Origin of the sequence: Motilibacter deserti, from assembly GCF_011250635.1 — a bacterium.
GTDB lineage: Bacteria > Actinomycetota > Actinomycetes > Motilibacterales > Motilibacteraceae > Motilibacter_A > Motilibacter_A deserti.
This window is the reverse complement of sequence record NZ_JAANNP010000007.1, coordinates 1-12464: the sequence shown is the minus strand read 5'-3', so window position 1 is coordinate 12464 and position 12464 is coordinate 1. Positions and strand designations below refer to the sequence as shown.

Here is a 12464-nt window from a genome sequence, read left to right as displayed (position 1 = left end):
GCGGCACGTCAGCTCCGGCTCAGGGGGCGGGGCGAGTCTTCTGGGCATGACGCCGATGACCTTTCCCGCCCCGGTTGCCGTCCTCGTCCAGGACGGCCGCACCGACCGCCTCCCGCTGCACGGCCAGAGCCAGGAGCCCCCCGTCCGCGCGAGCGTGACCGCCCTGCCGGCCGCGACCGCCGAGACCACCCGGGTCACGAGGTTCAGCTGGCGCGGCGACGGCCGCTACACCAGCCAGCCCGCGTGACGGACGCCCTTCCCGGCCCGGGAATCCGCGGGCTCGGCCGGCCGGTTGCCCAGGGCATGAGCCTTCTCTTCTCGCCGCTGACCCTGCGCGGGACGACACTGCGCAACCGCGCCTGGGTCGCCCCGATGTGCCAGTACTCCGCCGTCGACGGGATGCCGAACGACTGGCACCTCGTGCACCTGGGCGGGCTGGCCCGCGGGGGCGCGGGGCTCGTCATCAGCGAGGCGACCGCGGTGACGCCGGAAGGGCGCATCTCCCCCGCCGACACCGGGATCTGGAACGACGAGCAGGCCGCGGCGTGGCAGCGGGTCAACGCCTTCGTCCGCGAGCAGGGCGCCGTGCCGGGCATCCAGCTCGCGCACGCGGGCCGCAAGGCCTCGACGCAGCGCCCGTGGGAGGGCCGCGGCTACGTCGAGCCCGCGGACGGCGGCTGGCAGACCGTCGGTCCGTCGCCGCTCGCCTTCGGCGACTGGCCGGCCCCGCGCGAGCTCTCCCGCGAGGACATCGCCGACGTGGTGCGGGCCTTCGCGGAGGCTGCGCGGCGGGCCGACGCCGCGGGGTTCGAGGTCGCCGAGCTGCACGCCGCGCACGGCTACTTGCTCCACCAGTTCCTCTCACCGCTGTCGAACCAGCGCACCGACGAGTACGGCGGGAGCCTGGAGAACCGCAGCCGCATCGTGGTCGAGGCCGCCGACGCCGTACGCGCGGTGTGGCCCGAGTCGCGCCCGCTCCTCGTCCGGTTGTCCGCGACCGACTGGGCCGAGGGCGGCTGGACCGTGGAGGAGACCGTCCAGCTGTCCAAGGAGCTGGCGGCGCACGGCGTGGACCTCGTCGACGTGTCCAGCGGCGGGCTCGCCCCGCATCAGCGGATCGAGGTCGGGCCGGGCTACCAGGTGCCCTTCGCCCGAGCGGTGCGCGAGGGCAGCGGGCTCCCGACGGCGGCGGTCGGCCTCATCACCGAGCCGGCGCAGGCCGAGGCCGTGCTCGCCGAGGGCGCAGCGGACGCCGTCCTGCTCGCCCGCGCCGTCCTGCGCGACCCGCACTGGCCGCTGCGCGCCGCCGCCGAGCTCGGTGACGAGGTCGCCTGGCCGGTGCAGTACGAGCGGGCCAAGCCGGCCTGACCCGGCCTCGGCTCGCTCTCCCGACCGACGGGGCCGGCCCTCAGCCCTCCTCCATCGCGGCGCGCGCTCGCTCGAGCGCGCGCCGCGCGCGTTCGACGGCCGTACGTCCCTCCCGCAGCGCCGACTCGGCGGACCGGCCGTCCAGGCTCGCCTCGGCCGCACGCCGCTCCAGGTCGCGGACCTGCTCCCGGGCGCGGGCCAGCTCCTCGCCGAGCTCCTCGACGGTCCGGGCCGCCTCGGCGGCGGCCTCCTCCCGCCCGGCGAGCTCCTCCTCGGCGGCCGCGAGTGCGCGCTCGGCGCGGGCTACGGCTTCGGCCTGCCGGGCGGCTTCTGCGCGGCGGGCGGCCTCCTTTCGGTCCGCTTCCGCCTTTTGTGCGGCCGCCCTCGCCGGGTCTTCCGCCCTGGTCGCCGCGGATTTCTTCTGAGCCTTTCGGCCCGGCTCATTAGGGGAATTCGGCGCCGTCGCCCGCCCGGATGGGCCATGGCCGGATAATTCTTCCGGGGCCGGCCCGAAGCCCGCGTGCTGCAGGCCGTGCGCGAGCGTGCCGCGGCGTACCAGGTCTGCGGCGGCGGGGTCGGCGAGCGCGGCGGCCAGGGTGTCCTGCGCCTCGGACTCCGCGGTCGAGTCCACGCGCAGGCCCGCGGCGGCGGCGAGCCGGTGGGCCTGGGCGACCAGCGCCGAGAGCACGCGGTTGCGCTGGGCCGAGAGCGCGCGCAGGTCCTCGGCGGACAGCGTGGCCGCCGCCTCCTGCAGCGCGGGGCCGAGCGCCAGCAAGTTCTCAAGATCTTCTGCCCGCTCGCGGGCGAGGGCATTGACCATCCAGGCGCCCGCCGTCGGGCGGCGAAGGGCGGCCAATTGGCGGGCGAGCTCGCGGTCCTTCTCGCGCCGGGCCGTGGAGATCAATTCGTCACGCGCTGCGACGAAATTCGCCGGCAGGAGCGCGTAGAGCTGCTCGACGACTACGGAGCGCGTCGGGTCATCGACGGGGCCACCGGCCGTGTCCGAGCCGTCCGTACCGGTCGACGGGCCGTCGACGACCGCGCCGGCGGCCTCGCCACCCGCATCGCCCGACGCCGGCGCCGACCGGCTCCCAGGCCGGCGGCCGGGGTCCTTGCGCGCTGCCACGCACGCATCGTGCCGCACGCGCAGGCCTGGCGGTCCAGGCCCCGACCCGGACGCGGGCCGAAGGAGCAGGCCCCGGACGCAAGAGCGCCGCGCCCCTCGACGTGCCTCGGGGGCACACCAGGTGACGCGGCGCGACACGCAGCTGTCGGGAGAGGGGGTCAGCCCTCCGCGCGAGGCTGCGGGACGCTGCCGAGCAGCGCCCGGACCTCGGTCTCGCGGTAGCGGCGGTGGCCGCCGAGGGTGCGGATCGAGGTGAGCTTGCCGGCCTTGGCCCAGCGCGTGACCGTCTTGGGGTCCACGCGGAACATCGTCGCCACCTCGGCGGGGGTGAGCAACGGCTCGGACTCGGGCGTGCGAGCGGACATCCACGACCTCCTGTTTCCACGAGCCGACTTGCTCGACCCGCTAGATAGATAGTGCGCGCCGCGACGGATGTCCGAAATGGCTCGTCCGGACTATTTCGAAGACTACGCGACGGGCTACCCCGATCGAGTGGCAACGGAGCGGTCCGCCCGACAAGGTCCCGCTAGTTCGCCCGCTCCAGGGCCGAGACCGCCTCCCAGCGCCGTTCCAGCCGGGCGTACGCGGTGGCGGCGGACGCCCCGTCACCGGCCGCCAGCTGCCCGAGCACCTCGGCGGCGTCGCGGGCGGAGTGGTCGTCGGTCAGGGCGTCCGGGGGCAGCAGGTCGACCAGGCCGCAGTAGTCCAGCTCCACCCAGCTGCGCGGGTGGAACTCCTCCAGCCAGCGTGCCACGTCCTCCACGTCGGCACAGAGGTCCAGGTCGGCCGGGAGCGCCACGGGGCCGTCCTCCCCCGGCTCCCAGCGCCCGGCGGGCTCATCGGCGCGCAGCGTCGCCGCCCAGAGCTCGTCCGAGGTCCTGCGCAGCGTGCGCAGCGCCCGGGCGGCCGAGCGACGGGCGGCGGCCATGGGCGTGCGGTAGCGCAGGAAGCGGTCGGGCTCGAGGCTCAGCTCGCGGTCGGCGTCGGCGACCAGGACCAGCCAGGCCAGCGGGACCTGCCACCCGGCGGTGCGCACGTGCGGGCGGACGTCGGGGTGGACGGTCCGCCACCGCGCGTGGTCCCGCTCGGCCTGCTCGAGCACGAGGGGCGGGACGAACGCCTCGACCAGCCGCTGCGGATAGCCCGCGCGCAGCTCGGCCAGCGCCTCCCAGGCCCGCAGCCGGGGCTGCTCGGGGCAGACGTGGACCAGGCCGGAGAGCACGAGGACGTGCGCCTCGTCGGACTCGCGCGCGGGGACGACCACCGGCGGGGTAGCGGCCAGACCGGCCAGCCGCAGGGAGCGCCCGTCCGCCCGGGCGGCCTCCCGGGCGTCTGCGCTGCGGTCGGCGTACGCCGCCCAGCGCGAGCGCTCCGGCTCGGCGAAGGCCGCGAGCGGCTCGTAGACGCGCAGTGCCGCCGTTCGGGGTAGGGCGGCGCGCACGCGGGCATCCTGCGCCGGGTTGGAGCGGCGCGCAAGGGGGGCGCGCGTGATGATCGACAGCTGATCGAGTCGCTTCCGGTGCGGGTCGCCCTGTACCGTGGGAGCCACGACAGAGACGCACCTGCTGGGGCCGCTCCGAGGGGCCGCCCCGCCATCGCATGAGGGGGTCGAGCCATGGGGCGTGGCCGCGCCAAGGCCAAGCAGACCAAGGTTGCCCGGGAGCTGAAGTACTCGAGCCCCAACACCGACTACGACGCCCTCCAGCGAGAGCTGACAGGTGGAACGTCCTCGGTTGTGAGCGCGCCGACTACTGCTGCGCCGGACGACGACGACACCGACGAGTTCGACGACGACCGCTGGTCGACCGCTCGCTGAGCACCGCTTCTCCCTGGCCCGGCCCCTTCGGGGGCTGGGCCGGTGGCGTTGTGGCCACGGACAGGCCTGCCAGTGCGTCCGTGACTGACCCGCACCCGCAGCCCGATTCCGCCGGCTCGGTCGTCCGAAACGCTGCCCATGTGACCTGCGTCCGCCGCCGGTGACGCGGTTCAGCGCGGTGAGGGCCGCAACCTGCGCGCGTGCCCGGGCCGATCCTTCTCGGCGCCACGTCGCGCGCTGAGAACGCCGGGACGTGCCGGCTGTGGCGCGTGCTCCCGCAGGCCAGGTTCAGGAGCGCGCGCCGGAGCGGGCCGCGTCGTCACCCTCGCGGGAGCGCGCCGCGCCGCCGCACAGCCGCGCGCGAGCGCGGCGCCGGCGGATCCGACCGCGTCGCGCGCGCGAGCGCGTCACCGGCTAGCCGGAACGCGTCAGGACGCGTACGCGCCGACGAGCTCGGCCCGGGGAGCGGCCGGCCCATGCGCCGCCACGACCTCACCGGCGACCCAGGCGGACACGCCGCGGTCGGCGAGCAGCGCCACTGCAGCGTCCGCCGACTCCGCCGGGAGCAGCGCGACCATGCCCACGCCGGCGTTGAGCGTGCGCTCGAGCTCGGGCTGGGCGACCCCGCCGACCTCGCCCACCAGCGCGAAGACGGGCGGCAGCGTCCACGTCGACCGGTCCACTCGCGCCGTCAGCCCCGCGGGCATGACGCGCGCGAGGTTGGCCGCCAGCCCACCACCGGTGATGTGGGAGTAGGCGTGCACGGGCAGCGCCCGGGCCAGCGCGAGGCAGTCCAGGGAGTAGATCCGGGTGGGCTCGAGCAGCTCCTCGCCCAGCGTGCGGCCGAGCTCGGCCACCTCCGCGTCGAGGCTCAGCCCGGCCCGCTGCCCGGCCTCGCCGAGCAGCACGTGGCGCACGAGGCTGTAGCCGTTGGAGTGCAGCCCGCTGGACGCGATGGCCACGACGGCGTCGCCGGCCCGCACCCGCTCGGCGCCGAGCAGGGCGTCCGCCTCGACCACGCCGGTCGCCGCGCCCGCCACGTCGTACTCGTCCGGGGACAGCAGCCCCGGGTGCTCGGCGGTCTCGCCTCCGAGCAGCGCGCAGCCGGCCAGCACGCAGCCGTCGGCGATGCCCTTGACGATGGCGGCGATGCGCTCGGGCACGACCTTGCCGCAGGCGATGTAGTCGGTCAGGAAGAGCGGCTCGGCCCCGCACACGACCAGGTCGTCGACGACCATCGCCACCAGGTCCAGCCCGATGGTGTCGTGCTTGTCCAGGCGCTGGGCGATGGCGACCTTGGTGCCGACGCCGTCGGTGCTGGTGGCCAGCAACGGCCGCTTGTACGACGCAAGCGCGCTCGCGTCGAACAGCCCGGCGAAGCCGCCGATGCCGCCCACGACCTCCGGGCGCTGCGCCCGGCCCACCGACTCGCGCATCAGCTCGACCGCGCGGTCGCCCGCGGCGATGTCGACGCCGGCCGCGGCATAGGTCGAGCCGCTGACGCCGTCCGGCCCTGTCGTGACGAGGTCGTCAGCCGTGCCGCTCACGGGCGCGTCAGCGCGTCGGCCGCGCCCCCGGGCAGGCCGACGGGCACGCCCTCGACATCGGTGCGCGCCGCAGTCGAGCCGTCGCCGTCCCGACGCACGCGGGACGCGAGCCCCTCGAGCAGGTGCTTGCCCAGGCCGGACTCCTCCGGCAGCGGCACGGGGTACTCCCCGGTGAAGCAGGCGGTGCAGAGCCGCTCGGGCGCCTGCTCGGACGCCGCGATCATGCCCTCGAGGGAGACGTAGGCGAGGGAGTCGGCGCCGATGGACTGGCGCACCTCGTCGATCGACAGCCCGTTCGCGACGAGCTCGGCCGGGCTGGCGAAGTCGATACCGTAGAAGCACGGCCACTTCACCGGCGGGCTGGAGATGCGCACGTGCACCTCTGCCGCGCCGGCCTCGCGCAGCATCCGCACGAGCGCGCGCTGGGTGTTGCCGCGCACGATCGAGTCGTCGACGACGACGAGGCGCTGGCCGGCGATGACCTCGCGCAGCGGGTTGAGCTTGAGCCGGATGCCGAGCTGGCGGATCGTCTGGCTGGGCTGGATGAACGTGCGGCCGACGTAGGAGTTCTTGACCAGGCCGACGCCGTAGGGGATGCCGCTGCCCTGGGCGTAGCCGATCGCGGCCGGGGTGCCGGACTCGGGGACCGGGATGACCAGGTCGGCCTCGACCGGCGCCTCCTTGGCCAGCTGCTTGCCGAGCGCCACGCGCGCCGCGTGCACGCTGCGGCCGGCAATGCGGGTGTCCGGGCGGGCGAGGTAGACGTACTCGAAGACGCAGCCCTTGGGCTCGGCGGGGGCGAAGCGCGAGGAGCGCAGGCCGTGCTCGTCGATGACCAGCAGCTCGCCGGGCTCGACCTCGCGGACCAGGCTCGCGCCGACGATGTCCAGCGCGGCGGTCTCGCTCGCGACGACCCAGCCGCGGTCCAGCCGGCCCAGCACGAGCGGCCGGATGCCCTGCGGGTCGCGGGCGGCGTACAGCGTGGTCTCGTCCATGAAGACGAGGGAGTACGCCCCGCGCAGCTGCGGGAAGACGCGCGCCGCCGCCTCCTCGAGGGAGAGGTCGGGGTCGGACGCGAGCATCGCCGCGATCAGATCGGTGTCGTTGGTGGCCGAGATCGCCGTCTCGGGCCGGCGCGGGTCGGCGTCCGGCTGGGGCAGCCCCGACACCACACGGGCGAGCTCGGCGGTGTTGGTCAGGTTGCCGTTGTGCGCGAGCGCCAGGTGCCCGTCGGCGGTCGACCGGAAGGTCGGCTGCGCGTTGGCCCAGGTGCTGCCGCCCGTCGTCGAGTAGCGCGTGTGCCCCACCGCCAGGTGGCCGCGCAGCGTCTCGAGGTCGGACTCCTTGAAGACCTGGGACACCAGGCCCATGTCCTTGAGCACCACGATGGAGGAGCCGGTGCTGACGGCGATGCCCGCCGACTCCTGCCCTCGGTGCTGCAGGGCGTAGAGCCCGAAGTACGCCAGCTTGGCGACCTCCTCGCCGGGGGCCCACACGCCGAAGACGCCGCAGGCGTCTTGCGGCCCCTTCTCCCCGGGGAGGAGGTCATGGCTCAACCGTCCGTCGCCACGACCCACCGCGCCAGTCTAGGGGCAGCGCGGCGGCCGGCCGACCGCGCGGGCGATCATTCGCCCGTGCGGCGCTCCAGCAGGACCGCCGCGAGCGCGCCGACGACGCCGCCGATCGTCGCGAAGAGCGCCCCGAGGTAGACCAGCGCCGTGCCGGCCCCGAACCCCTCGCCCGAGCGGACGAGGGCGAGCACGAAGGCCAGGGCCAGGCCGGCCAGGACGCCGGTCCAGATGAAGCGGGCGTAGCGGGGCGTACGCGGGACGGGGCTCACGGGACCGACGGTACGGCCTCCGGCAGGTCCCCTCCTCCCGGAGGGCGAGCCGGGCCCTCCGCCAGGACCAGGACCGGGGGTTCTCCCCACCCCCCTCCGGCAGGAGAGCCGGACCCGGAGTTCGGCGGTCAGCAGGAGAGACGCGGGCCCCTGCCGGGCGGAAGCGTTGAGGGCGTCCGCACGAGACCCACCCGCAGCCGCCGGACGCGGCCCGCGACCTTCTGGAGAGGCCCCCATGGAACGCACGACCTCGTCCCCCGCCGGCTCCGGCGGCGTCCCCGCGCAGCCCTCGCGGCGCGCCACCTCCGCCGTGCCGCGCGGCCGCGTGGCCCGGGTCGCCGCGTGGAGCGCGGCCCACCGCAAGACGGCGCTCGTGGCCTGGATCGTCTTCGTCGCGCTCGCCATCGTGCTCGGCGGTGCGGCCGGGACCAACACGCTGGAGGGCTCCGAGGACGGCAACGGGCAGTCCGCCCGCGTCGACGCCATCGTCGAGGGCACGTCCTTCGGCGAGCGCCCGACCGAGAGCCTGCTCGTGTCCGAGCCGGACGGCGGGCAGGTCGGCGCCGAGGCGGAGCAGGCCGCGGCCGCCCTCCGCTCGCGCGCCGGCGCGCTCTCCGAGGTGACCGAGGTCGAAGGGCCCATCCGCTCCCCTGACGGCACCACCCTGCTCGTCCGCGCCGTGCTCGCGGTCCCGGCCGACGCGGACTCCGAGCAGGTGGACGAGATCGCGCACGACGCGGTGCCCGCCGTCCAGGCCGTGACCGCCGCGGTGCAGGCCGACCACCCCGGCTTGCGGGTCGAGCAGGTCGGCGGGGCGTCGTTGGGCCGCGCCGCGGACGAGCTGATCGGCGAGGACTTCGAGCGGGCCGAGCTGACGAGCGTCCCGGTGACGCTGCTGATCCTCGTCGTCGTCTTCGGCGCCCTCGTCGCGGCCGCCGTGCCGGTGCTGCTGGCGCTCTCGGCGGTGGGGGCCGCGATCGGGCTGTCGGCGCTCGCGTCGCACATCGTCCCGGTGGGCGACCTGCTCTCCAGCGTCATCCTGCTCATCGGCATGGCCGTCGGCGTCGACTACTCGCTCTTCTACGTCCGGCGAGAGCGGGAGGAGCGGGCACGGGGAGCGAGCCCGCGCGACGCCATCGTCCGGGCCGCCGAGACGGCCGGCCACACCGTCGTCGTCTCCGGCATCGCCGTGATCGTCGCGATGTCCGGCCTCTTCCTCTCCGGCTCGGGGACGTTCGCCTCCTTCGGCATCGGGACGATCCTCGTCGTGGCCGTCGCGATGCTCGGCTCCGTCACCGTGCTCCCGGCCCTGCTGGCCCTGCTCGGGGACAAGCTCGACCGTCCGCGCATACCCTTCCTGCACAAGCGGGCGGGTCGCGCCGCTCGGATCGAGGCACGGCGTACTCGTGAATCCCGCTTCTGGGGTCTGCTGCTCCGCCCCGTCCTCGCCCACCCCAAGGCCGCTCTGGCGGCCGCCGGCGGCGCGCTCCTCGTACTGGCGATGCCCGTGCTCGGCCTGAAGCTCGGCAACACCGGCATGGAGGACCTGCCCCGCTCCGTGCCCGAGGTCCGGGCCTACGACCGGCTTGTCTCGGCCTTTCCCTCGGAGCACGACGCGCACACCGTCGTCGTTGCGAGCACCTCGGGCCAGCCGCTCGACCGAGCCTCGGTCTCTGCCGCGCTGAGCGACCTCGCCAGCACCGCGTCGCAGGAATCTGACTTCGCCTCTCTGGAGGCGGACGACCGACCGCAGGCCGAGTTCTCCCGGGACGGCGAGGTCGCGCGCATCGACGTCCCCATCAACGGCAGCTCTCAGGACCGCGAGGGCAAGGACACGCTCGAGGCGCTGCGCGACCGGCTCGGGCCGGCGAGCCTGGACAGCCTGCCCGGGACGACGTGGGGAGTCACCGGCGACGCCGCCTGGACGGTCGACTTCATCGAGGTGCTCAAGGAGCGGCTGCCGATCGTGCTGGTGTTCGTGCTGGCCCTGACCTTCCTCGTGCTCGTGGCGAGCTTCCGGGCGCCTGTCGTGGCGGCCGTCGCGATCGGGCTCAACCTGCTCTCGGTCGGGGCGGCGTACGGCGTGCTCGTCCTCGTCTTCCAGAACACCTGGGCCGAGGGGCTCCTCGACTTCCGGTCGAACGGGTCGGTCGTCTCCTGGCTGCCGCTGTTCTCCTTCGTGATCCTCTTCGGCCTCTCGATGGACTACACGGTGCTCGTCGTCAGCCGCGTGCGCGAGGCCCTGCAGCACGGCGCCTCACCGCAGGAGGCGGTCCGCACCGGCATCGTCCGCACGGCCGGGGTCGTCACCAGCGCGGCCGCCATCATGATCGCGGTGTTCGCGATCTTCGGCACGCTGCACCTGCTCGAGTTCAAGCAGCTCGGGATCGGCCTGGCGGCGGCCATCCTGCTCGACGCCACGGTCGTCCGCGCGGTCCTGCTCCCGGCCGCGCTCGCCCTGCTCGGGGACCGCGCGTGGGGCGGCCCGCGCTGGCTGGGCGCCAAGCCCGTCGCCCCGCGGCCTCCCGCCGGTGGCGCCGAGCGCGAGCCGGAGCTGGTGCCGGCGGGCGCCTGACCGCCCCCCACGCCCCTGACCCCCGCGCTGATCATGCACATGTGGCGAGTTGCCCACAGGCCCCGAAGGCTGTGGACAACTCGCCACCTGTGCATGATCGCGCCCGAGGTGGGGGTCACAGATGTCGAAGGCACCCGGACGTGGGGTCAGAGCAGCGGGAGGTACGCCCCGAGGTCGCTGCGCTCCCCGCTCGCGGACACCGCCCCGCCGGCCACGGCGTCCGCCCACGCGAGGCGCCCGGTGGCGAGCGCGACCCACGTCCGGGCGTCGGTCTCGACGACGTTCGGCGGGGTGCCCCGCGTGTGTCGCGGGCCCTCCACCGCCTGCACCGCACCGTACGGCGGGACGCGGACCTCGACGGTGCGGCCGGGGGCGCGGGAGGCGAGCTCCTCGAGGAGGAAGCGCGTGGCCACCTTCAGGTCGGCGGGCGTGGGCTGCTCGGCGGCGAGCACACGGTCGACGGCGGCTCGCCCGGCGTCGGGGTCGGTACGTCGGCGCGGCGGCACGGCGAACGAGGCTACGCGCCGCCCCGGCGCCCGCGCCCCGGCACCCGCCCCAGCGGCAGCGGCAGCGATCCGATGAACGTGAACGGCAGTGCGGCCGCCAAGACCACGCATCCGACGTGACACGCGACGCGCGCCCCCCGCCGGCGCGCGACGCCTTGACGGGCGCCACCGGTCCTCGTACGTTTGTTGAGAGTTCAACTGTCAGGAGGCACCGTGACCGCGACGACCGTGCCGCAGCAGGGCCCGTCCGGCCCGATGCCTGCGCTCTACCTCGGCCACGGAGCGCCACCGCTCCTCGACGACGCACTCTGGTGCAGCCAGCTCGCGGGCTGGGCGGCGGACCTGCCGCGTCCGGCGGCGATCCTGATCGTCTCCGCGCACTGGGAGTCCGCGCCGCTGAGCCTCAGCGCCACGGCGGCCGGCACGCCGCTCGTCTACGACTTCGGCGGCTTCGACGCGAAGTACTACCGCATGACGTACGCGACGCCCGACGCGAGCGCGTTGGCGCAGCGGGTCGCGGCGGCGATGCCGGACACCGTGCCCGTCCACCAGCACACGGACCGCGGCCTCGACCACGGCGCCTGGGTGCCGCTCAAGGTCATGTTTCCGGATGCAGGCATTCCTGTTCTGCAGATGTCGCTGCCGACGCTCGAGCCGGAGCGGCTGCTCGAGCTCGGCCGTCGGCTGCGCCCGCTGCGGGACGAGGGCGTCCTGGTCGTCGGGTCCGGCTTTCTGACGCACGGCCTGCCGTTCCTGCGCGACTGGCGGGTGGACGCGCCCGCGCCCAGCTGGTCCGCTGAGTTCGACGCGTGGGCGGCCGAGGCCCTCGCCCGGGGCGACGTCGACGAGCTTGCCGCCTTCCGCGACCGCGCTCCGGGGATGCCCTACGCCCACCCCACGGTGGAGCACTTCGCGCCGTTGTTCGTGACACTGGGCGCAGCGGCTGCGGCGGACGAGGCCCCGCGCACCACGGTCGAGGGCTACTTCCTCGGCCTCGCGAAGCGGTCGTTCCAGGTCGCCTGAGAGGCGTCGAGCGCTGCCGGGCGGGGAGAATTGCCGCCCGCACGGGGGTCAGCCAGTAGTCGTGGCTGCTGCCACGGCCACAACCACAGGCTGACTCCGCAGACACCGCCCAGCAACGCCCGGAGCCGGACTCGCTTTCGCCGGTGCACTGCGGCCGGGAACGCCGCAGGGCGCCACCGCGGTCGCGGTGGCGCCCTGCGGACGCGGAGGTCAGATGCGGAAGCGGGAGACCGCCGTCTGCAGCTCGCCCGACAGCCGGGACAGGCCGGCGGCGGCGTCGCGGGTCGACTCGACCGTCGTGGACGTCGTCTCGGTCGCCGCCGCCACGCCGCCGACGCTGCGCGCGATCTGCGTCGTGCCGTTCGCCGCCTCGGCGATGCTGCGGCTCATCTCGCTCGTGGTCGCGTTCTGCTCCTCGACCGCCGACGCGATCGTCGCCTGGTAGTCGTTGACCTGCGCGATGATCGCGCTGATCTCCTCGATCGCGGAGACGGCGCCGTGGGTGTCGGCCTGGATGGCCTCGACCCGCCGGGAGATGTCCTCGGTCGCACGGGCGGTCTCCTGCGCGAGGTCCTTGACCTCGTTGGCGACGACGGCGAAGCCCTTGCCGGCCTCGCCCGCCCGGGCGGCCTCGATGGTGGCGTTGAGCGCGAGCAGGTTGGT

General features: G+C 75.0%; 13 protein-coding genes. 5 read left to right on the top strand and 8 right to left on the bottom strand.

The annotated features are described in order from the left end of the window. Positions 1–46: 46 nt before the first annotated feature. Together G9H71_RS11925 and G9H71_RS11920 are read left to right on the top strand one after the other, a co-directional pair. Positions 47–247, top strand: coding sequence for a hypothetical protein (locus tag G9H71_RS11925; protein WP_166282075.1), 201 nt, complete (start codon positions 47–49; stop codon positions 245–247). Positions 248–303: 56 nt separating this feature from the next. Next, positions 304–1368 (top strand): NADH:flavin oxidoreductase/NADH oxidase, encoded by a 1065-nt coding sequence (locus tag G9H71_RS11920; RefSeq protein ID WP_166282073.1) that lies wholly within the window; start codon positions 304–306, stop codon positions 1366–1368. Positions 1369–1408: 40 nt separating this feature from the next. On the opposite strand, the gene G9H71_RS11915 is transcribed toward G9H71_RS11920, so the two are convergent. From G9H71_RS11915 to G9H71_RS11905, 3 genes are all read right to left on the bottom strand, one after another. After that, positions 1409–2494, bottom strand: coding sequence for a hypothetical protein (locus G9H71_RS11915; protein WP_166282071.1), 1086 nt, complete (start codon positions 2492–2494; stop codon positions 1409–1411). A gap of 158 nt (positions 2495–2652) precedes the next feature. After that, positions 2653–2859 carry a developmental transcriptional regulator BldC gene (gene bldC, locus G9H71_RS11910; RefSeq protein ID WP_166173952.1) on the bottom strand — a complete coding sequence of 69 codons (207 nt, stop codon included), beginning with the start codon at positions 2857–2859 and terminating at the stop codon, positions 2653–2655. A gap of 161 nt (positions 2860–3020) precedes the next feature. Beyond that, a complete protein-coding gene (locus G9H71_RS11905; protein WP_166282069.1) occupies positions 3021–3935 on the bottom strand; it encodes a hypothetical protein in 915 nt (304 codons plus the stop codon). Between the two features lie 174 nt (positions 3936–4109). Here G9H71_RS11905 and G9H71_RS11900 point away from each other — a divergent pair, with 174 nt between their 5' ends. Beyond that, on the top strand, positions 4110–4310 hold the full coding sequence (locus G9H71_RS11900; protein WP_166282067.1) for a DUF3073 domain-containing protein: 201 nt from the start codon (positions 4110–4112) through the stop codon (positions 4308–4310). 428 nt (positions 4311–4738) lie between these two features. Here the strand turns inward: G9H71_RS11900 and purM are convergent, their stop codons facing one another. From purM to G9H71_RS11885, 3 genes are read right to left on the bottom strand one after another with little or no spacing between them, the layout of a single operon-like run. After that, positions 4739–5857 carry a phosphoribosylformylglycinamidine cyclo-ligase gene (purM, locus tag G9H71_RS11895; RefSeq protein ID WP_166282065.1) on the bottom strand — a complete coding sequence of 373 codons (1119 nt, stop codon included), beginning with the start codon at positions 5855–5857 and terminating at the stop codon, positions 4739–4741. Next, the gene (gene purF / locus G9H71_RS11890) at positions 5854–7434 is read right to left on the bottom strand and encodes an amidophosphoribosyltransferase (RefSeq protein ID WP_166282063.1); all 1581 of its coding nucleotides are present in this window, start codon (positions 7432–7434) and stop codon (positions 5854–5856) included. Before purF ends, purM begins: the two co-directional genes overlap by 4 nt. 47 nt (positions 7435–7481) lie before the next feature. Beyond that, on the bottom strand, positions 7482–7697 hold the full coding sequence (locus G9H71_RS11885; RefSeq protein ID WP_166282061.1) for a hypothetical protein: 216 nt from the start codon (positions 7695–7697) through the stop codon (positions 7482–7484). 235 nt (positions 7698–7932) lie between these two features. Here G9H71_RS11885 and G9H71_RS11880 point away from each other — a divergent pair, with 235 nt between their 5' ends. Continuing rightward, positions 7933–10272, top strand: a complete 2340-nt coding sequence (locus G9H71_RS11880) for an MMPL family transporter (protein ID WP_166282059.1) — start codon at positions 7933–7935, stop codon at positions 10270–10272. A gap of 146 nt (positions 10273–10418) precedes the next feature. Here the strand turns inward: G9H71_RS11880 and G9H71_RS11875 are convergent, their stop codons facing one another. Further along, entirely contained in the window at positions 10419–10778 is a 360-nt protein-coding gene (locus G9H71_RS11875) for a sterol carrier family protein (RefSeq protein WP_331272932.1), read from the bottom strand. 255 nt (positions 10779–11033) lie between these two features. Between G9H71_RS11875 and G9H71_RS11870 the strand changes: the two genes are divergently transcribed. After that, on the top strand, positions 11034–11801 hold the full coding sequence (locus G9H71_RS11870) for a dioxygenase family protein (protein WP_166282222.1): 768 nt from the start codon (positions 11034–11036) through the stop codon (positions 11799–11801). Positions 11802–12011: 210 nt separating this feature from the next. Here the strand turns inward: G9H71_RS11870 and G9H71_RS11865 are convergent. After that, positions 12012–12464, bottom strand: a 453-nt coding sequence (locus G9H71_RS11865; protein ID WP_231134695.1) for a methyl-accepting chemotaxis protein, incomplete at its 5' end; no start/stop codon positions are given.